Genomic DNA, 20,098 nt, shown 5'->3' with positions numbered 1-20,098 from the left:
AATTAAATTTTAGGTGAAGTTATGGAAAAAGTGTCCAATTTAGAAAGTGGGCAATCGCGCGATTGGCTAGTAAAAGTGTATAAAAAGCTTGTATTTGGTGCGTTTAGCAGCCTCAAAGTTGGCCATATTACTGTAGTTCATGGCAATGATGTTGTGCATTTTGGTGATCAGCACAGCCAGCTCAAAGTGCAGTTAACCGTGAATGATGCTGCGATGTATAAAGCATTTGCTTTGTCTGGCAGCGTCGGCGCGGGGGAGTCCTATATTCTTGGCCATTGGGACTGCGATAATTTAACCGCACTGATTGAGATTTTTGCAATCAATCAGGCTGAACTGGATGCCTTTGAGAAGAAATTTGCATTCTTTAGCAATATCTACTTTCGTCTTAATCACTTTAAAAATAAAAACTCGCAACATGGTTCAAAAAAGAACATTGTCGCTCATTATGATTTAGGCAACGATCTCTATTCATCGTTTTTAAGCACTGAAATGCTTTATTCCAGTGCTGTTTACCCATCAAAAGACGCAACCCTTGAGCAAGCGCAAAGTCATAAACTGGATTTAATTTGTCAGCAAGTTGATTTACAGCACGGCGACACAGTGATTGAAATTGGCACTGGCTGGGGGGCGTTTGCGATCCATGCGGCAACCCATTACGGTTGCCATGTTACCACCACCACGATTTCTGATGAGCAGCATACCTATGTGGCTGACAAAATAGCTGAATTAGGGCTTGAAGATAAAATCACTCTACTGAAGCAAGATTACCGCTTACTCGAAGGGCGTTATGACAAGCTTGTTTCAATTGAGATGATTGAAGCTGTTGGCCATGAATTTTTGCCAAGCTTTTTCCAAAAGTGCGATCAGTTATTAAAAGAATCTGGTGCTATGCTGATCCAAGCAATCACTATCGGCGATCAACGCTATCAGCATTATTTAAAGAACTCAGACTTTATTCAACAATATATTTTTCCTGGCGGCTGCCTACCGTGTATTGACGAAATGAATAAGCAAATCAAACAACAAACCGATATGGTTGTGCACAGTATTAAAGACATTGGTGTTCACTATGCAAGAACCTTAGCGGATTGGCGAACACGGTTTATCGCAAGCTGGCCAGAAATTGACAAAGTAAAGTTTGATCAGCGTTTTTATCGCTTATGGTTGTTCTATTTAGCGTACTGTGAAGGTGCATTTCGTACTCGAGTAACCAGTACCGTACACTTAGTGGCGCGTAAACCTCGTTTTAGCCACTCAGGGGATGATATTGCACTCGGTTATTAATTTTGCACTTTTTCAAGGGGTTTGGTTTATAGCCTTACTCCTTGAAAACAGTGCAAATTTGCCTATCGCGGCGGTGTTAGTGCTGATGCTGCTGTTATCTAAACAACTTAAGCAGGATTCGCTTATTTTGCTGTTTGGCCTGATCATCGCGCTCGGTTTTGAATACCTCATGGTTCAACTTGGTTTGCTAGGATTTAAATCAAGCCCTTACCCCATTTGGTTTATATTACTGTGGAGCGCACTGCTTTTGACCGTAAACACGTCAATGCAGTTTTTAACCCGTCTACCTTGGTATTTATCGGTTGCAATGTGCGCCATGTTTGCACCGGCAAGTTACTGGGCTGGGGCGCGATTTGAAGTGCTCTTTATTACCCAGCCATTGTGGCTTTTTTGGTTAGTGTATGGCCTTAGCTGGGCGCTGATGTTTAATTGCATTATTTTTGTGAATAAAAAAATTGCTACATATCTTCATTTAGGCGATCAATCAGAGCACTAATTACCTATCAATGGCTATTATTAAAAGGATCAGTTATGCGTAAATCTATCGTTTCTTTGCTAAGTATCCCGTTATTGCTGTTATCAATGAATAGTTTGTCTGCTGAGTTTAAACAGGTAGGACAGAGCCGTTTTGAATATTATTTTTGGGATGTCTACGATGCAAAACTTGCCACTCCCACAGGGCAATATCAGTTTGGCCAACACCCGAGCAAGTTATCGTTAACTTATTTAAGAGATTTTGCTGCTAAAGACATTGTTAAAGCCACTAATGAACAGTGGCAACATTTAGGCAAAACGCAGTTGCTTGGTAAATTTGACCAACAGCTGCTTGCGTTATGGCCTGATATCAAAGAAGGAGAAACACTGTCATTTATCACGGATATGCAAGGGGTTGGCACTTTTTATCATAATGATACAAAGTTGGGTGGCATTGAGGACAGTGAGTTTGCTGATAACTTTTTAGCCATTTGGTTATCGCCGCAAACTTCTGAGCCGAAAATGCGTAAACAATTAATCGGGGAGCAAAAATGAACAAGCTAACTTCAACATTCACATTACTTTTTTGTATTTTATTAGTCAGCTGTGTTGCTCCAGATGTGGAACATTATCAGGGCAGTGAGCCAGAGTTTAATTTTAAGCAATTTTTTAATGGCAAGTTGAAAGCCTATGGTGTTGTGCAGGATTATAGCGGTGAATTAACTCGTAAGATGGTGGTTGATATGAACGCTAGCTGGGATGGCAATCAAGGCGTGATAGAAGAAGACTTTGTTTACGATGATGGTGAAACTCAGCGTCGCGTGTGGAATATAACAATTAACGCCGACAATAGTTTAACCGGCACCGCCTCAGACGTGATTGGCCTAGCCAAAGGTAAAAGCAATGGCAGTGTGTTTCACTGGCAATATACGCTCGAATTACCCTATGGCGATGACACCATCGAAGTTAATTTAGATGATTGGATGTACTTGGTTACACAATCGCGCTTGATTAACCGCACAGCTATTGATAAGTTTGGCATTGAGGTCGGGGAAGTGACCTTAGTTATCGAAAAAGTGGAATGATAAAAAAATTGTCATATTGATTGTGTTAATTAGTGATTATATTCACTGTTGGTTAATGTTTAAATCAGTATTTATTTGGGCAATTATTTAAAATTTGCTCATTTTTTAAGAATTTACGCAAAAAAGGCAATTTGCTGTTGCCAATCCTTAAAAAATGCATAAAGATAGGTTTTGCGAAGGCAAAATAATAACGAATAGGAATTTAACAAATGAATAAAGCTCAATTAGTTGAAAAAATCGCTACTGATGCAGAAATCTCTAAAGCAGCAGCAACACGTGCACTTGATGCATTCACTGGTGCTGTTACTTCTTCTTTAAAAGAGGGTAATTCAGTTGCACTCGTTGGTTTTGGTACTTTCTCTGTAAAAGAACGTGCTGCACGTACTGGCCGTAATCCACAAACTGGTGCAGAAATTCAAATTTCAGCGGCAACTATCCCAAGCTTTAAAGCGGGTAAAGGTCTTAAAGATCAAGTTAATCCTTAATAAATTAAATTGGTTAAATAAAAAAGGGCTAGTTAGCCCTTTTTTTGTATCACCCATTTATGCTTTGAGTGCTTTATCACCGCGACCAATGCCAACTGCACCAGAGCGAACGACTTCGACTATATCGGTTTCATGTCGTAGAGTATCTAAAAACGATTCAATTTTATCAGTGCTACTAACCAGCTGTAATGTGTAGCTGTTACGGCCCATGTCTAAAATCGTACCTTGAAACACATTAACGACACGGGTTACTGCTGCACGTTTAGCTTCATCTTGGGCAAATACTTTAACTAATAACAGTTCTCGCTCGATGTGCGCCATTTCAGTCAAATCAATAATTTTTAATACATCGACTAACTTATTCAGCTGTTTGGTGATTTGCTCAACGACTCGGTCATCGCCCATGGTGGTGATGGTGATACGTGACAATGAATGATCGTCCGTTGTGCCTACGGTTAAGCTATCGATGTTGTAGGCGCGTTGTGAGAACAGGCCAACGATGCGTGATAGCGAGCCTGGTTCATTCTCAAGTAAAATAGATAAGATACGACGCATTATGCTTTCACTCCTTTACGTAACCACATGTCATCAACTGCCCCAAGCTTAATTTGCATTGGGTAAACATGTTCATTTTCATCAACCAGAATATCTAAGAATACTAAACGATCAGTTATCGCCATTGCTTTATCGATAGCAGGTTGTAGTTCTTCAAGCGTGTTTACGCGAATGCCCACATGACCATAACTCTCAGCAAGCTTTACGAAGTCAGGGAGGGATTCCATATAAGATGATGAATGACGACCACCATAAACCATGTCTTGCCATTGACGAACCATACCAAGAGAGCGGTTATTCAGTGATACTACTTTTACAGCTAAGTTATATTGCAAACAGGTTGATAGCTCTTGGATGTTCATTTGAATTGAACCATCGCCGGTTACACATACAGATTCTTTATCTGGAAAAGCGAGTTTTACCCCCATTGCAGCTGGTAAGCCAAAGCCCATGGTGCCAAGGCCGCCAGAGTTTATCCATTGCCGCGGGTTTTTAAACGGGTAGTACTGCGCTGCAAACATCTGATGTTGACCAACATCAGAGCTAATATAAGCATCGCCATTGGTGGCTTTATAAATTGCCTCAATTACCGCCTGTGGCTTAATTTTGTCACCTTCATGATTGTAGCTTAAGCATTTTTGCTCACGCCAACTGATGATTTGACGCCACCAATCTTCTTGAGCGCTACGGTCAATTTTAATCGGGCTCTTATCTATGGCCGTTTGTAATTGCTCAAGTACCGTTGATAAACAACCGACTACTGGTATGTGTGCTTTAATGGTTTTAGAAATCGAGGTTGGATCGACATCAACATGTACAATGGTGGCGTTCGGACAGAATTTTTTAACGTTATTGGTTACCCTGTCATCAAAGCGCGCACCTAATGCTAAAATAACATCCGCATTTGCCATCGCTTTGTTTGCTTCAAGGCTACCATGCATACCAAGCATGCCGACAAAATTAGGGTGAACACCGGAAATGCCACCTAACCCCATTAAAGTATTCGTGATTGGGGCATTGAGTGACTCAACCAAGTGGGTTAATTGCTCTGAGGTATTTGAAATAACAATCCCGCCACCAGAATAGATGACTAATTTTTTTGCCTCTAAGATAGCCGTGACTGCTTTGCGAATTTGTTTTGGGTGGCCTTTGGTATTTGGGCTGTAGGTTCTAAGATCGGTTGTTGCAGGGAACTGAAAATCAAATTTAAGGGCAGGGTTCAACATATCTTTTGGTAATTCTACAACCACAGGGCCAGGGCGGCCTGTGCTGGCAATATAAAAAGCTTTAGCCAAAATGGTTGGAATATCTTTTGCGCTACGACAGTTAAAACTGTGTTTAACGATAGGTCGAGAGCAACCAATAATATCGGTTTCTTGAAACGCATCATCACCAATTAAGTTAGTGGGTACTTGACCGGATAGCACTACCATTGGAATTGAATCCATATAGGCGGTTGCAATCCCAGTAATACAATTGGTAGCACCAGGGCCTGAAGTTGCTAAAACAACGCCCACTTCGCCTGTGGCGCGGGCGTAACCATCAGCCATATGGGTTGCAGCTTGTTCATGGCGCACTAAAATATGTTCAACATCATCTTGTTGAAATAATGCATCATACAAATCTAATACCGAGCCACCGGGGTAGCCAAATATATATTTTACCTTCAATGCTGTTAATGCCTGAACAACTAGTTCGGAGCCATTATATTGTTGTGTACTCATCCTCATTCCTCTGCGTGCCTAATACCTTTGTTAAAATAACCGATTAAGTGTGTTCACTCTTTCGCTCTCTAATCGCAATGGTATTGTATTTTAAATGCATAAAAAAACCCCCGCTAAAGGCGGGGGTTTTTAAAAAGCGTGTTCACCTTCTAATACATCCCCGCTGGGCTTAAGACTAAGACCAGTACGAGTACATTGACAAGGTGACGTTGATTATTCATAGCGCTATTTTGCTTCTATTTGTGTTGTTATAAGTTCTTTAATGACTTATGACATTGCGCTACTAAAAGAGCACAACTCATTCACTAATTTTAATACCCTTATTTTTAAAGCTTTTGCTATTCGATGTCAACCGGGAATTTGAAAACTTGCATTAAATTTGCAAATTAAATGTGTTTTTATTTTAAAGTTGCTTTAATTTGTAATTAAAATGACAAAAACAAAAGAAATTATGCGATTTATCGTAAGCGAGTTATTTTGTTGCTGGTGTCATAAAATAACATGTACCTTTTTAAATTGTTCGCTATCATAGCAGCTACAAAATTGTAAGTAGGTGATAACGTGAAATACGTCCCATTGTTGTTCGCCTTGATCTTGGCATCGTTAAGTCAACCGACTGTGGCAAAACCGCAATCAAGCAGTCCAACCGACATTGGTGTAATCAACAAAGAGCGGATCCTCTATTGGTTAGATAAACGCGGGCAACTTAATGACCAGTCCGATCCGCAAGCAGTGTTTGGCAAGATAATGCAGAGCAAGTATCGTCTGGGCAGCTAAATGGTTTTAGTCGTGTTAGCGCGTACACCTATGCCAAGCCACAACATTACTATTTACAATTACGCAGTCATTTAGGAATTGATAGTGGTTTACAAGTTGAACAGTATTCACCGGGTTTATTGCTTTGGTCTGCAAACGAACAATATTCAGATAATAATACTCCAGAGCATATTGGTGAAGGGTTTATCTTGGTTGTTGATGCTGATCAGAATGCTATAGCAAAAGGGCATAGCAGCGCACCTGCCAGTACCACAATCCAATTACGTGATGCCGCGTTTAGTCTTTATGAGCAGCGCCAAGGTCTAGGTGATACGCAGTTAACAGGTATAGCAGCATTTAATGATAATAATGATTACAGTTTTGCTGAACAACCAGCCTCCGGGGTGAAAATTTCATCGTTTGGTTTTAATTTTTCTATCGTTGATCAAGCTGTAGATAATAGCTCAATAGAGTTAAAGTTAGGCTATACGCCGCAATCGGGGATCAGTGCCGTGATTAATGATCTCGAAGCGAGTTTTGAAATTAAAGGTATGGCGTTAACCCCAACAGATAGTTTTAACTGGCAGTTTGGCGACGGCCAAAGCAGCGAACAAAACCCTACCCATACATTCAGCCAATAAGGCAATTACATCGTCACGCTCACGGTATCCGATACATCTGTTAGCGGTATAAAGGAAACACTGCCAGCAATTGAACTTCAAGTGGCAGTAAAAAAACAAGTAACTAGTTCAGGCTCCAGTGGCGGAACTATTTTTTGGTTATTGTTACTGCTACCGCTCGGTTTACTGAGGAAGAGCCAAGCATAATTAAGTGACAAAAAAGCCAGTAAACACTGGCTTTTTATGATAACTTTAATGATCTAGGTTTAGTTTATAAACGGTCGATAACAGCTTGAGTGAAATCAGTTGTACCGTGACTGCCGCCTAAATCGCGTGTAGTACGATCGCCTGTTTTGATCACATCTGCTACAGCACTACGGATACGCTCTGCAGTGTCGCCCATTTCTAAATGATCCAGCATTTGAATCGATGCTAAAATTACAGACGTTGGGTTCGCTAAATTTTTACCTGCAATATCAGGTGCGCTGCCGTGAACGGCTTCAAAGATAGCTGCATCTTCACCGATATTAGCGCCAGGTGCCATACCTAAACCGCCAACTAAACCAGCACATAGATCTGATAAAATATCACCAAACAGGTTTGTAGTAACAATAACGTCAAACTCTTCTGGGTTCATTACCAGTTTCATACAAGTTGCATCAACAATCATTTCAGTTGATTCAATTTCAGGGTAACGCTCTGCAACTTCACGGGCTACTTTTAAAAATAAACCAGACGTTGATTTTAAAATATTAGCTTTATGAACCGCGGTTACTTTTTTACGGCCTTCACGTACTGCAAGCTCGTAGGCAAAAGTAACGATTTTTTCAGCACCTTCGCGGGTGATCATAGACATCGCTTGTGCTTCGTTGCCATCTTCAGAGGTTACTTGGCCTAAACCAGAATACATACCTTGGGTATTTTCACGTACAGTGATGATATCAATATCTTCATAACGTGCTTTAGTACCAACAAATGATTTTACTGGGCGAACATTGGCATATAAACCAAATTGCTTACGTAAGGTTACATTGATTGAAGTAAAACCTTCACCAACTGGTGTTGTTAGTGGGCCTTTAAGAGTTATTTTATTACGCGCAATAGTATCAATGGTATCTTGTGGTAATAATTCACCGGTTTTTTCTAGGGCTGCAAGACCTGCATCAACGAATTCATAATCAAAATCGCACCCTGCGGCTGTTAAGATCTCAAGGGCTGAATCAATAATACTCGGACCGATGCCGTCGCCTTTGATCACTGTGATGGTTTGTTTGGCCATGAACTTTTCCTATTACGAGTTAGAAATGCACGTAAATGTGTCGCATTATTAAACAGCGATAACTTGTTAGATCATTTACGTGAATGAGTTTGAAAATGTAAGCGGCTTTTATAGCAATTTATTCAACTTTTTGCCAGTAAAACCCGCGAAAACGCGCTAAATTAGTCACAATGTCTAATAAGTATTCATACACTGTTACTTAAACCTAAGCTCGGTATCTGGGTATAAAACTGTTCACTTGATTGCCAATCAAGGCGTTTTAGCACCTGTTCAAAAGTATGTGTTTGCCAGCTACTTTGTATTGCGTCTGGCTGAAATACCTTAGTAACGACGAGCTTTATTGCAACCCATAATTGCGCCTCTGCAGATAAATGTTGTTTTTGTTGTTGCTCTGCATCTAATAAAGCGTGCGTCCATGGGTTATCACCTAACAGCTCAAGCAAATAAGCAGTTAGCTGTTCACTATCATCAATAGTAACCCCAAATAACCACGCAAATGGCATGCTTACATCACTTTTTAGCTGCTTTTCATACAAGGTTTTACGACTAATTGTGGTACTACAGTACTCAATTAAATAATTTACATAGCCGTAAACCGGCAGCGCAAGATGCTCGAACTGATTATGCTTATCATGACTGACGAGCAGATTTAACAAGCGGATAATTGCCTGCAAGCGAAACTGTACATGCTGCATCAGCGGATGCGCTTGGTGATTTACGAGTTGCTCAAATAGCACTTGTTGAATGATCGCTGGCGCATTATATAACCCCACCATTGATAAGCAATGGCGTAAGTCTTTACCCGGTAGATGCTCTTTATTATAAGGTTTCACTGCTTCACGGAGTAATTCAATCGTTGCAGAATGATTATTGAGCAATTTAGCAAGTGCACCGTATGAATATTCTGTTTGTATTTTAACTTGGCTTATCAACATTAATAACTGCTGTTTTTCAAAGTTAACCACTTCGACAGGCAGCACTATATGCTCATTGAACCACACGCTGAACAACAATCGTTTATCTTGACTTGGACGTTGTTTAGCATTCGATTCTAATCGGGCTTTTACGCTATACCATTTAGTTTTTTGTGGTTCATTTAACGCAATCAACAAATGACGTTGTCGGGAGTCCTTGCCAATATAGGTCAGTTGCTGATCATGATAATGGATCAAAGAGCCTGGCAGGTAGGGGCCTATATGAGCAATTAACGCTTTTAATGCCTGTTGAGCAAAAAGGTTAGGGGTACGGATATAAATATCAGCCACTGCTTTGTAAATATCAATATGGTCATTTTGCGTGCGATAGGTAATGTTCATCGCCATAATATTTGCCAACGCAACTAAGGTAGTGGGTCCATCGTAAATCATGATTTTTGGTGTACTTAACAACGCCTGCTTATATTTATTTAAGCGCGCTAAAATACCCGCAATATGCTCTGTTGGCACATTAGCCGATTGCAGTAATTTTACTGCCAGCTGATGACGAGATTGCCACTGTTTTTTTTCTTGTAGGTTCAATGGTTGGCGCAGGGCCAATTTATTGGTTTGTGTTTGCACACATAAATAATTCGTTAAACACACACAAATTAGGAGTTGTGTAATTTTACTGTCGTAGCTCAAAGAATGGCACAACGCACTAATTATCACACATTGATTTACTACTAAGTTTGTTGTGTAGCCGTGGCTATCTAGATACAGAGCGAGCTGCGCTTGCATTGCATTTGGGTGTGAATTATAGAGTGTATAATACTGTTCAGCGAGTTGGCTTAACAGCGGATAAATCTGTGGCCATTGACTTTTATTATGATAAAACCGTAATACTTGATGAGTTTTTTCAAAAAGGCTTACTAGGTCTTGCGCGCAGGGGTTATCCATGGCTTATCAACTACCGTGCTGCTCAAATACATCAAATGCACTTGGTCCCCACAAGATTAATTCACCATTTTTAAACAATAAACCAGTGCATTCGTCCATTGTCGTGATCCCATCTGATTTGACATGTTGCGTACGGTAAAAAATAATTTGCCACACTTGGTCGTTATCACGTTTAGCGTAGGTTAGATCGGGGCTGCCTAAATACTCTAAAACAGTGTTTAAGGTCGTCGGTGTTGCTACACTTAGCTTAGCGATATAACGTTTATTGAATGCTTCTCGGTCTTGCCACAGCATCGCCTGTGGATCATCTTTATAAAAAGTGATGACTAACGTGGCGATCAAGGCATACACGCCTAAACCTAATATGAGATAGCGAAAAACTTTCTTAAACATTTTACACTCTTGCGCTGAGACTTAAATTGAGTATACGCATAGTTCAAATTCAGTGCTATGAGAATGCGATTAATTGAGCCTTAACTGCTTTAAACTAAAGCCTAAATTAATATCTGTACGTAAACCAACCAAATGTTTAGAAGTAATATAGTCAGCCATCCCCGAGGCTAACTTTTTGCGCACAGCGGGTGATAGCGTTTCATCCTCAGCGGCTTGTGTTATATCCGTATGCTTGTTGATTATTGCAATGGCTGTTTTTGTGCCAATCCCTTTAATGCCTGGAATATCGTTGGTTTTATCACCGGCCATAGCCCAAAAATCAATTAACCTTGATTGCTTAACAGCAAAACGCTGTTCGATTGACGCGTGATCTACATACTCTTTTTTAAAATAGTCATACACATTGATATAGCTATTTAAGCTAGGTAAAAATCCCTTATCGGTGGAAACAATCGTGCAGTACAACTGATTTTCAGCCATTTTATGGGCCAAGGTTGCAATGATATCATCGGCTTCATCATTCACTGGCGCAAACACTACAATGCCGGTTTGTTCAATCGCGTGTTTAAACTTATCTAATGAATTTTTTAGCGTAGTCGGCATGGGGGCACGGCTACTTTTATACAGCGCGTAATAATGATAACGCCAGCTTTTATCGCCATCAAATACTGCAATAGCATGGGTTGCTTGGGTGATCTTGATGAGTTTTTCACACGCATGAGCAACCCGTGCGCAGCACGTATTTACCATTTGCTCATCACTGCCTTTATTTTGATTACTATCAACTGCATAAATGCGCCTAATTAAATTAAGCGCATCGATTAAAAGTAACTGACCTGACACGAATATATTAACCCTTATGCTTTGACTTCATAACACGGCACATAATTACTACCAGGAAGCTTCATTCTTCCTTGCTCAACAAAAGCTTGTAGTAGTGTGTCCATTGCTTTCATTAAAGCTGGCTCCCCACTAATAACAAACCGACCATGTTGTTTAATTGCTTGGATACCTTCATCTTTTACATTACCGGCAACAATCCCGGAAAATGCGCGCCGCAGGTTAGCCGCAAGTAATTGCTTTTCTTGGCCTAAATGTAGATCAAGTGCGGCCATATTTTGATGCGTTGGCGCGAACGGCTTTTGAAATTCATTGACGATTTTTAATGTCCAGTTAAAGTAATAGGCATCCCCCTGGCTCTTACGATAATCGCGAACATTTGCCATTGCTGATTTTAGTTTAATAGCAACCAGTTCAGGGTTATCAATGATCACTTCAAATTTATCGAGGGCTTCTTTGCCTAGCGTCATTTCAACAAACTGGCATAGCTCAGTAAAATAGTTTTCACTTTCTTTAGGTCCAGTTAAAATAACGGGTAATGACTGCTTGGCGTTATCTGGATGGAGTAAAATACCTAGTAAATATAATAATTCTTCAGCAGTACCTGCGCCACCAGGGAAAATAATTATGGCGTGGGCGGTGCGTATAAAGGCTTCAAGGCGTTTTTCAATATCAGGAAGGATAACCAGTTCATTTACTATTGGATTCGGTGGCTCGGCGGCAATAATACTCGGCTCAGTTAAGCCTAAATAACGGTTGTTGGTGTTGCGTTGCTTTGCATGGCCAATAGTGGCGCCTTTCATTGGGCCTTTCATCGCACCTGGGCCGCAACCAGTACAAATATTTAAGCCACGTAAACCAAGCTCGTAGCCAACTTGCTTAGTGTATTTATATTCGTTTTCATTAATTGAATGGCCGCCCCAGCAGACGATCATACTTGGATCGCTATTAACACGCAGGGCAGCTGCATTACGCAGCATATCAAACACCATATGCGTAATGGCTTTTTGCTCGGTTAAATCTTTTTCATATTTTTGACAAATAAACAAAATGTCACGAATAACAGAAAAAATATGCTCGTGAATACCGGTGATTATTTCACCATCTACAAAAGCGGTCGTTGGCGGGTTGAGTAGCTCTATTTTAATGCCGCGTTCACGACTGATCAAACGAATGTCAAAATCTTCGTATTTGTTGTAAATCTCTGAGCTTGAATCCGTGTGGCTGCCCACATTGAGAACAGCTAACGCACAATTTCTAAATAACTTATACCGTTCGCTGGTGGACGATTGTTCTAATAAATCAACTTCGAGTTGCGACAGTAAATCTAACACACCTGTCGGGTTTAACTGTATTAACATAGGCGTTCTCCTTGCTTTTAGAAGCAGTGGTTGGTCGCTATTATTTATTGATACATATACGGTCACGACCGGTATTTTTTGCTTGGTAGAGAGCATCATCAGCGCGGTCAAAAGCACTCAATGGCGTATCGCCTTTTTTAAACTGAGTCGCGCCGATAGAAATCGTTATTTCTACTTGTTTATCTTTGAACTTAAACGGGATCCCTTTCACCGTTTTTCTTAACTTCTCAATAGCTTGACTGGCATATTCTAAAGGCATGCCAGGCATTAATAACACAAATTCTTCACCGCCATAGCGGGCGATAAAGTCAGATTTACGGATCGACATTTGCAATGCTTTGGCAATCACTTGTAAGGTTTTATCGCCTGCGCTGTGGCCGTATTGATCATTAATAGATTTAAAGTGATCAACATCAATCACCACTAATGTAACATCTGATTCTTGTACAGCAAATAAATGAAACTCATGATTAAATCGCTCATCAAACGCTGCCCGATTAGGTAATTTTGTTAAGCTATCAAGTAAGCTTTTAAAGCGCTGTTCGTGTAATCTTTTTTTATATTTTGATAACTTAGTTTCAAGGTTATTGATACGGTGGTTGATCCCTTGAAAATTGTTTAATAACATTTCGCGGTCTTGTTGTTCAAGGCGTTCTTTTTCAATTAAGTCTTGGCTTAACGACTTTAATTCGTTATCAACGAGTGCTTTTAATGCTGAAATTGACGTGGCATTTTGGGTTTGTATTGTTAGATTATTAATTTTACCTTCAATGCGTTTATTCAGTACCGCAAACTCTGCACCCATAGCTTCAGAGTGTTTACTCGTCGCCACTATTGAATGGTGGAGTTCTTCAAGGGTTTGATTTAACGAAACTAAAAAGCTTTGCGCAGATTGACGTTCTTTACTGATATTCCCCGCAACAATTTTAATAATATCAATTGCAGCGGTTAATAAATTGTCGACTGAATCGGTTTCAGAAATATTATTTTTAATCGTTTTTACTTGCTCTGCGGCTTCATCTTCAAATACCAAATCATTTGCTAAATTAAGCAGTTCTTTGGCAAGCGCAGGTTGCACTGCGGCTTGTTGCGTAGAAGGCACCGTGAGTTTAACTTGCAATGCTTGGTGGTAAATAGTCACCAAACGATTGAGCAGCGGAATAAAATCCCGAGTCGATTGTACGTTATTGAGTTCGTGATCGAGTAAATGGCGCAAAGTCCTGCGCGCATCATCAGGTAACCCTTTGGTTTTTTGCAGTAACTTGCCAGCATCAAGGACACTATTGTGCAGTTCACGCTGATGTGTGGCCTGTTGTGCCTCTTGGTTTTTTAGCAGTGTGAGAATTTCATCAATCTGGGGCGCGAATAATTCAAAATCCACCCCTTTAGTGAGGGCACTACGAAACTTGGCTAAGCGATTATCAAGTTCAATATCCATGCCTTTACAACTTAACGATAACTTTGCAGCAAAGTTGCTAAGCGTGTCTACTTGATGTTTTCGTGCATGTTCAATCACCATGCGAGTATCAATGGCTTGTTTAAGTTTTTTGTTTAAAACTTCGAGCTGTTGTGACACTAATAGTTACCGCCATTGATTAAATCTCTTATGGCGTAAGTTTACAACAAAATTTGCACAAATGTAGTTACTAAGTCAAAAACTTAGCATTTGTTGGTGATTTTTATTCATCGAACCTATTCGCATGTGAATTTATCGCTTTTAATTCACATTTGCGATTATCGTTGTTAGGCTCAAACACAATAAAATCACTGCATATAAGAATTAAGAGCCTTTATGAAAACGTTTTTAGCTTTGTCGGTAGTAGCCGCATTATCTCACTCGGCATGGGCCGATGTTAATTATTCACTTGCTGTCACTCAGCCTGAGCATCATTTAGGCGATGTGAGTGTTGAATTTCCGCAAACCGCGCAAGCACATTTAGATGTAAAATTACCCGCGTGGCGTACTGGCCGTTACGAAATTTTAAATCTGGCTAATGGGGTGCGTTTTTTTGAGGCTAAAGACGAAAATGGTAAAGCATTAAAATGGGAAAAAGTGGATGCCAGTACATGGCGTGTTCACCTTGATGAGCCAACCGAAGTAAATATTGATTACCAAGTTTACGCTAACGAGCTTGGCATGCGTGCACGTCATATTGATGACAGCCATGCATTTATTGATGCATCAGGCTTTTTTATGTTCAGTGAATCATTTCGTCAAGAGCCGGTTACCGTTAAGCTTGATGTGCCAAAAGCATGGCGTTCAGTGTCAGGGATGGACAATGCCGGTTCGAAACATAGTTTTAAAGCTGCTGATTACGATGTATTAGTTGATTCACCGATTGAAACAGGTATCAACGAGTTACATAAGTTTGCAGTGGATGGCCGCGATTACGAATTAGTGATCTGGGGCGAGGGCAACTACGATGTTGAGCAAATGCTTACTGATCTTAAAAAATTAGTAACAACGGGCAGTGTTATTTGGGATGATTACCCATACCAACGTTACGTATTTATGGTACACGCAACATCGGGTGCCGGTGGCGCTACAGAGCATTTAAATTCGACGATTATTCAACGCCCACGTGATCGCTTTGGCTCACGTGAAGACTACCTTGCTTTCATTAGTACAGCAGCCCATGAATTTATTCATACTTGGAATGTAAAAGCGTACCGTCCAGAAGGTTTAGTGCCTTATGATTACACGCATATTAATTACGATAAATTATTATGGATAGCTGAAGGCTCAACCAGTTACTTTGAAGATCACTTAATGGTGCGCTCAGGTATTTCAACCACCGATGAATTTCTTAACACCTTAACTAAAACGGTTAATCGCCATTTATTAACACCAGGGCGTGAAGTGCAAAGTGCCAGCGAAACCAGTTTTGATAAATGGATAAATCAAGGTGGTGACCATGCAGGCAACTACAGCACTAATATTTATTTAGAGGGCTCATTGATTTCAATGGCTTTAGATATCGATTTACTCGAGAACAGCCAAGGTAAGCAAAGCTACCGTGATGTTCATCGCGCACTTTACAATCAATATAAGATGCCCCATGGCTTTACTGCAACTGACGTGAAAACTATTTTAAAACAGTTAACAGGCCGTGATTACAGCCAGTGGTGGGCTACTAATGTTGATGCACCCGCAGCAATCGATTTTGATGCTTTATTTAAAAAAGTAGGCTTAGAGTTAGCGCGTCCAAAAGGCGCGAAAGCTGTTGCCAGTGTTGATGCTCTAGCAAAAAATAGCGGTGAATTGCTTACTTTAATTCATGTGCGACGTGAGGGGGCTGCCTGGCAGGCAGGTTTAACGACGGATGATAAAATTGTCGCGATTAATAAAAAGCATGTCGGCAAAGATTTAACAGCAAGCTTAGAAACCTTTAAAGCCGGGGATAAAGTAACCATTGATTTTATTCGCCGTGATGCGCTGCAAAGCACCACATTAGTGCTCAGTGAAGACTTTGATAAAGATAAAAAGCTAGTTGCTGATAAAGATGCAACAGCAGAGCAAATGGCGTTATTTAAAGCATGGATGGGTGTAGAGCACCCAAATCTAGCTAAAAAATAACAGCGTTATTGTTTTAAAACGTTATTGATAAAAGGAGCTGCGGCTCCTTTTTTATATTCACTCGTACTCAAGGCACGTTTGGTGTGTTTAACAAAGGCTGCAGTGGCAAACTTATTATTCACAGCACTCGATAGCTGCTGACGTTTACGCGTTAAAAATGACTTTTTAACACGGGCCGCGCTGCGAGATTTTATATCACTGACTTGCTCATGATTTTGGCCAAACGGATAAGGCAATAACGAATAGCCAGCTACTTGAGTTTCCCATATATGCTGTAGATCACAATCAACAGGGCGGCCAAACGCTTGCGTGGCCGCTAATAATTGTTTGGCACCGTGATAACTGATTGCAGTAGCACAACAGCCTGTCATCAACTTTTTATGGATCACTAAGTGTTGGTGATGCTGTAAAGCAACTTGGTAGGCAATAGGGTGAGTTCTGTTTTGATAAGCCGATAATTTTATCATCTGCCAATCTATTGGTGCTTGTTCAATATTTTTGATTGTATGGTTGAGATCATTTTTTAAGATAAAGTCATCTTCAAGCACAATAGCGTAATCAAGCTGCCTATCAACGATAGTTTGCCATGCTTTACGATGACTCAAATAACAGCCGATTTGCCCTGCACTGAGCGGGTAGTGGTATTTTTGCTTATTGAGGCTAGGACTGTAATTAATTGCTCTTTGTGCTGGCGTAAGCGTTGCCCCATCAATTGCATCTATACGCTCAAAACTTAGCCCATGTGCGGCTAATTGTCGCTGGCTGTTTGCCAATCGCTCTGTTGAGCGAGCGAGGTTGATCACAAAAATAGTTGGCATAGCTGGCTACCTTTTATTAATAGTAAGTAAACCCTAGCCATTAATGATGACAATTTGATTGCAGTAATATATTGGTTTAGTTGAACACAGCAGCATGAGTGGTAAATCTATATATTTTGTTACACTATAACACTTACTTTAGTCGCAGAAATATTGACCCTAATACGCGTTCACGCGTAACCTACTTTAGAAACAATAAAAAGGATTAAAAAATGCGTTTAAAACCACTCATCGCCACACTTGCTATTGCAATCTCGGGCACCTCATTTGCTGATGAAGGCATGTGGCAACCACACCAACTTCCTGATCTAGAATCAATTCTAAAAGCCAAAGGGCTGGAAATTGACGCTAAATCGATTTCTAAATTAACCGAGTTCCCAATGAATGCAGTGATAAGCCTTGGTGGCTGTACGGCATCATTTGTATCGCCAAAAGGCCTTGTGGTTACCAATCATCACTGTGCTTATGGTTCGATTCAATATAACTCAACACCAGAGAACAATATTTTAGAAAACGGCTTTTTAGCAAAAACGCCGGCTGAAGACTTACCAGCGGCACCCGGCTCCAGAGTGTATGTAACTGAAACAGTTACCGACGTGACCAACAAAGTAATAAAAGGTACTGAAAAACTCAGCGCAAAAGCGCGCTACGACGCGCTAGAGAAAAACGAAAAAGCGTTAGTGGCGCAGTGTGAAGCAGATAAAAACTACCGCTGTAATGTGTATTCATTTCATGGTGGCTTAGAGTTTTACTTGATCAAATCACTGGAAATAAAAGATGTACGTTTAGCTTACGCGCCCGCTATGGGCGTAGGTAAATATGGCGGCGATATCGATAACTGGATGTGGCCGCGCCACACTGGGGATTTTTCTTTCTATCGTGCCTATGTAGGTAAAGATGGCAAGCCAGCTGAATTTAGCGAAGACAATGTGCCCTATGTGCCTGAGTCATATCTCAGTGTCAGTGCCAAAGGCGTGCAAGAGGGCGACTTTGTGATGGTCACAGGTTACCCTGGGCGCACTAACCGTTACCGCATTGCTGCTGAAGTTGATTATGTATTTAATACCAGTTATCCAAAATCGCGTGAGCATAATTCAAAATATGTGTCTTTAATTGAAGAAAACTCAGAAGATGGCAGTAAAGCGCGCATTGCCTACGAAAGTACTATAGCGGGCTACAATAACTACATTAAAAACTATGGCTCAATGATAGAAAGCTTTAATAAAGGCACTATGTATGAGCGTAAAAAACAGTTTGAGCAAGATTTAACAACCTGGATTAACAGCGATCGTAAGCGTAAACAACAATACGGTACGGTGTTAAATGATTTATCAACGCTGGTGGCACAATCACAACAGCATAACGAACGTGATCGTATGCTTGGCTATGTGCACCGCTCACAAATGATCAGCACCGCACGTAGCTTATATCGCTTAGCGTATGAGCAACAAAAACCTGATAGCGAGCGTGAATCAGGTTATCAAGAGCGTGACTTACCTCGCTTTGAAGCTGGTTTAAAACGTATGACCCGCCGTTTTGATGCAAACGTTGATAAAGCAATCTTACTGCACTTTTTAGAGTTATACGCAGCGCTGCCAAAGCAAGAACGTTTTGCTGAGGTTGATAAAGTGTTTAAGCTAGAAAATGGCTTTGATAAAGCCAAGCACAGTGCATTACTATCGAAAATGTATGCTAATTCAACACTTAATGATGAAGACGTGCGCATTGCATTGTCTCAGCAATCATTTGCTGAGCTTGAACAAAGTCAAGACCCATTCATTCAATATGCAAAAGCAATTTTTGCGGTGATGAAAGCAGAAGAAGACGAAAACAAAGCACTTACAGGTAAATTACAAGCAGCGCGTCCACAATTAATGGCGGCAATTATTGCTTACAATAAAGCGCAGAATAAACCTGTGTATGCAGATGCCAATAGTACGTTACGGGTAACCTATGGCACCGTTGGCGGTTATTCACCACAAGACGGTTTGGTAGCAACACCGTTTACAACACTTGAAGGGCTACTTGCAAAAAACACCGATGTTGATCCATTTAACGCGCCTGAAAAACTGCAACAGCAAATCAAGGCTAAAATATTTGGTGACTACACCGGTGGCATGAATACCGTACCGGTTAACTTCTTATCGAATGTGGATACTACCGGTGGTAACTCAGGTTCACCTACGCTTAATGGCAAAGCCGAACTGGTAGGCTTACTGTTTGATGGTGTGTACGAAAGCATTATTGGTGACTGGGATTACAACCCAGCACTTAATCGCTCTATCCACGTTGACTCACGCTACATGCTGTGGGTAATGGATAAAGTAGACAATGCACAAAACTTATTAGACGAAATGAAAATCGTAAAATAAGTAGTTAGTAAGTTAACAAGGCGCTCAGTGAAGCGCCTTTTTTTGTTGCATCGATAGGAGGTTCGAGTACTGCAAGATGTAACGACAATACCTAATCAGCTTATATTTTCTCTTGCTTTACCCATTTTAGCGATATTTATGCTTGACACTAAAAGAGTTAACTACTACATTTGTAAAAATTTAAAACTACAAGTGTAGTAATAAGGGCGAAATATGAAACTCAGTGATTTTGAAATGGACATAATGCAACTGCTTTGGCAGCAGGAACCGTGTACGGCAAGTGAACTTCATCAGTTGCTATTGGCTGATGAGCGCAAAACTAAAAAAGTAGCGTATACCACAGTCAAAACAATTGTTGATAGGTTAGAGCAAAAAAATGCAGTTGAGCGTTGTGGTCAGCAGGGACGGGCAATCATTTATCGTTCACTTGTAGCGCAAAGCACGCTTTCAGAGCAAGCCGGACCAAATTTTATGCGTCGGTTTTTTAAAGGTAATTCACGCAGTTTAATTGCTCACTTTATAAAACAAGAAGAGCTTAATAGTGATGATATTGAGTTTTTACAAACACTCTTAAAAGACAAGAAATCAGAAAAATAGGAGT

Annotated in this window: 18 protein-coding genes and 1 pseudogene; 10 read left to right on the top strand and 9 right to left on the bottom strand. The window is 40.5% G+C overall.

Annotated elements, in window-relative coordinates; translation table 11 throughout:
* The first annotated feature begins 21 nt into the window (after positions 1–21).
* From ENH88_RS16095 to ENH88_RS16075, 5 genes are all read left to right on the top strand, one after another.
* Entirely contained in the window at positions 22–1,284 is a 1,263-nt protein-coding gene (locus ENH88_RS16095) for an SAM-dependent methyltransferase (RefSeq protein ID WP_304183718.1), read from the top strand.
* Positions 1,262–1,780: a DUF2878 domain-containing protein gene (locus ENH88_RS16090; protein WP_304183717.1), complete on the top strand. Its 519-nt coding sequence runs from the start codon at positions 1,262–1,264 to the stop codon at positions 1,778–1,780. The genes ENH88_RS16095 and ENH88_RS16090 overlap by 23 nt, the downstream gene beginning before the upstream one ends.
* A 35-nt stretch (positions 1,781–1,815) precedes the next feature.
* Positions 1,816–2,313 (top strand): chalcone isomerase family protein, encoded by a 498-nt coding sequence (locus tag ENH88_RS16085; protein WP_414704848.1) that lies wholly within the window; start codon positions 1,816–1,818, stop codon positions 2,311–2,313.
* Positions 2,310–2,843, top strand: coding sequence for a DUF3833 domain-containing protein (locus ENH88_RS16080; protein WP_304183716.1), 534 nt, complete (start codon positions 2,310–2,312; stop codon positions 2,841–2,843). The genes ENH88_RS16085 and ENH88_RS16080 overlap by 4 nt, the downstream gene beginning before the upstream one ends.
* Before the next feature lie 209 nt (positions 2,844–3,052).
* Positions 3,053–3,328 carry an HU family DNA-binding protein gene (locus tag ENH88_RS16075; protein WP_145235830.1) on the top strand — a complete coding sequence of 92 codons (276 nt, stop codon included), beginning with the start codon at positions 3,053–3,055 and terminating at the stop codon, positions 3,326–3,328.
* A gap of 57 nt (positions 3,329–3,385) precedes the next feature.
* Here ENH88_RS16075 and ilvN read toward each other — a convergent pair whose 3' ends face one another.
* Positions 3,386–3,883, bottom strand: coding sequence for an acetolactate synthase small subunit (gene ilvN, locus ENH88_RS16070; RefSeq protein ID WP_304183713.1), 498 nt, complete (start codon positions 3,881–3,883; stop codon positions 3,386–3,388).
* Positions 3,883–5,607: an acetolactate synthase 3 large subunit gene (locus ENH88_RS16065; protein ID WP_304183711.1), complete on the bottom strand. Its 1,725-nt coding sequence runs from the start codon at positions 5,605–5,607 to the stop codon at positions 3,883–3,885. Before ENH88_RS16065 ends, ilvN begins: the two co-directional genes overlap by 1 nt.
* Positions 5,608–6,168: 561 nt before the next feature.
* Here ENH88_RS16065 and ENH88_RS16060 point away from each other — a divergent pair.
* Both ENH88_RS16060 and ENH88_RS16055 read left to right on the top strand, forming a co-directional pair.
* Entirely contained in the window at positions 6,169–6,384 is a 216-nt protein-coding gene (locus ENH88_RS16060) for a hypothetical protein (RefSeq protein WP_304183709.1), read from the top strand.
* Positions 6,385–6,431: 47 nt separating this feature from the next.
* Positions 6,432–7,004, top strand: a pseudogene (locus ENH88_RS16055) (phage tail protein); the annotation flags it as partial.
* Positions 7,005–7,254: 250 nt separating this feature from the next.
* Here ENH88_RS16055 and ENH88_RS16050 read toward each other — a convergent pair.
* The 6 genes from ENH88_RS16050 to ENH88_RS16025 form a co-directional block, all read right to left on the bottom strand.
* Positions 7,255–8,262, bottom strand: a complete 1,008-nt coding sequence (locus ENH88_RS16050) for an isocitrate dehydrogenase (protein ID WP_304183707.1) — start codon at positions 8,260–8,262, stop codon at positions 7,255–7,257.
* A gap of 185 nt (positions 8,263–8,447) precedes the next feature.
* Positions 8,448–10,136: a hypothetical protein gene (locus ENH88_RS16045; protein ID WP_304183704.1), complete on the bottom strand. Its 1,689-nt coding sequence runs from the start codon at positions 10,134–10,136 to the stop codon at positions 8,448–8,450.
* 6 nt (positions 10,137–10,142) lie between these two features.
* Positions 10,143–10,529: a DUF3192 domain-containing protein gene (locus tag ENH88_RS16040; RefSeq protein ID WP_304183702.1), complete on the bottom strand. Its 387-nt coding sequence runs from the start codon at positions 10,527–10,529 to the stop codon at positions 10,143–10,145.
* Between the two features lie 69 nt (positions 10,530–10,598).
* Positions 10,599–11,372 carry a flap endonuclease Xni gene (gene xni / locus ENH88_RS16035; protein WP_304183700.1) on the bottom strand — a complete coding sequence of 258 codons (774 nt, stop codon included), beginning with the start codon at positions 11,370–11,372 and terminating at the stop codon, positions 10,599–10,601.
* A 14-nt stretch (positions 11,373–11,386) separates the two neighbouring features.
* Positions 11,387–12,730 carry a nucleotide 5'-monophosphate nucleosidase PpnN gene (gene ppnN / locus ENH88_RS16030; protein ID WP_304183699.1) on the bottom strand — a complete coding sequence of 448 codons (1,344 nt, stop codon included), beginning with the start codon at positions 12,728–12,730 and terminating at the stop codon, positions 11,387–11,389.
* 40 nt (positions 12,731–12,770) lie between these two features.
* Positions 12,771–14,306 (bottom strand): GGDEF domain-containing protein, encoded by a 1,536-nt coding sequence (locus ENH88_RS16025; protein WP_349768656.1) that lies wholly within the window; start codon positions 14,304–14,306, stop codon positions 12,771–12,773.
* Between the two features lie 216 nt (positions 14,307–14,522).
* Here ENH88_RS16025 and ENH88_RS16020 point away from each other — a divergent pair, with 216 nt between their 5' ends.
* Positions 14,523–16,307: a M61 family metallopeptidase gene (locus ENH88_RS16020; RefSeq protein ID WP_304183698.1), complete on the top strand. Its 1,785-nt coding sequence runs from the start codon at positions 14,523–14,525 to the stop codon at positions 16,305–16,307.
* Positions 16,308–16,312: 5 nt separating this feature from the next.
* Here ENH88_RS16020 and ENH88_RS16015 read toward each other — a convergent pair whose 3' ends face one another.
* Entirely contained in the window at positions 16,313–17,125 is an 813-nt protein-coding gene (locus ENH88_RS16015) for a glycosyltransferase family 25 protein (protein ID WP_304183697.1), read from the bottom strand.
* A 212-nt stretch (positions 17,126–17,337) separates the two neighbouring features.
* Here ENH88_RS16015 and ENH88_RS16010 point away from each other — a divergent pair, with 212 nt between their 5' ends.
* Positions 17,338–19,497: a S46 family peptidase gene (locus tag ENH88_RS16010; RefSeq protein WP_304183694.1), complete on the top strand. Its 2,160-nt coding sequence runs from the start codon at positions 17,338–17,340 to the stop codon at positions 19,495–19,497.
* Positions 19,498–19,710: 213 nt separating this feature from the next.
* The gene (locus ENH88_RS16005) at positions 19,711–20,094 is read left to right on the top strand and encodes a BlaI/MecI/CopY family transcriptional regulator (protein ID WP_304183692.1); all 384 of its coding nucleotides are present in this window, start codon (positions 19,711–19,713) and stop codon (positions 20,092–20,094) included.
* Positions 20,095–20,098 lie beyond the last annotated feature (4 nt).

The organism is Pseudoalteromonas prydzensis, from assembly GCF_011050055.1.
Classification (GTDB): domain Bacteria; phylum Pseudomonadota; class Gammaproteobacteria; order Enterobacterales; family Alteromonadaceae; genus Pseudoalteromonas; species Pseudoalteromonas prydzensis_A.
This window is presented reverse-complemented; position numbering and strand designations above follow the sequence as displayed.

What these genes read in the sequence shown, in the direction of transcription:
- ENH88_RS16095 (WP_304183718.1), top strand. Translation starts at nt 22, where the DNA reads ATGGAAAAAGTGTCCAATTTAGAAAGTGGGCAATCGCGCGATTGGCTA.
- ENH88_RS16090 (WP_304183717.1), top strand. Translation starts at nt 1,262, where the DNA reads ATGATATTGCACTCGGTTATTAATTTTGCACTTTTTCAAGGGGTTTGG.
- ENH88_RS16085 (WP_414704848.1), top strand. Translation starts at nt 1,816, where the DNA reads ATGCGTAAATCTATCGTTTCTTTGCTAAGTATCCCGTTATTGCTGTTA.
- ENH88_RS16080 (WP_304183716.1), top strand. Translation starts at nt 2,310, where the DNA reads ATGAACAAGCTAACTTCAACATTCACATTACTTTTTTGTATTTTATTA.
- ENH88_RS16075 (WP_145235830.1), top strand. Translation starts at nt 3,053, where the DNA reads ATGAATAAAGCTCAATTAGTTGAAAAAATCGCTACTGATGCAGAAATC.
- ilvN (WP_304183713.1), bottom strand. Translation starts at nt 3,883, where the DNA reads ATGCGTCGTATCTTATCTATTTTACTTGAGAATGAACCAGGCTCGCTA.
- ENH88_RS16065 (WP_304183711.1), bottom strand. Translation starts at nt 5,607, where the DNA reads ATGAGTACACAACAATATAATGGCTCCGAACTAGTTGTTCAGGCATTA.
- ENH88_RS16050 (WP_304183707.1), bottom strand. Translation starts at nt 8,262, where the DNA reads ATGGCCAAACAAACCATCACAGTGATCAAAGGCGACGGCATCGGTCCG.
- ENH88_RS16045 (WP_304183704.1), bottom strand. Translation starts at nt 10,136, where the DNA reads ATGGATAACCCCTGCGCGCAAGACCTAGTAAGCCTTTTTGAAAAAACT.
- ENH88_RS16040 (WP_304183702.1), bottom strand. Translation starts at nt 10,529, where the DNA reads ATGTTTAAGAAAGTTTTTCGCTATCTCATATTAGGTTTAGGCGTGTAT.
- ppnN (WP_304183699.1), bottom strand. Translation starts at nt 12,730, where the DNA reads ATGTTAATACAGTTAAACCCGACAGGTGTGTTAGATTTACTGTCGCAA.
- ENH88_RS16020 (WP_304183698.1), top strand. Translation starts at nt 14,523, where the DNA reads ATGAAAACGTTTTTAGCTTTGTCGGTAGTAGCCGCATTATCTCACTCG.
- ENH88_RS16015 (WP_304183697.1), bottom strand. Translation starts at nt 17,125, where the DNA reads ATGCCAACTATTTTTGTGATCAACCTCGCTCGCTCAACAGAGCGATTG.
- ENH88_RS16010 (WP_304183694.1), top strand. Translation starts at nt 17,338, where the DNA reads ATGCGTTTAAAACCACTCATCGCCACACTTGCTATTGCAATCTCGGGC.
- ENH88_RS16005 (WP_304183692.1), top strand. Translation starts at nt 19,711, where the DNA reads ATGAAACTCAGTGATTTTGAAATGGACATAATGCAACTGCTTTGGCAG.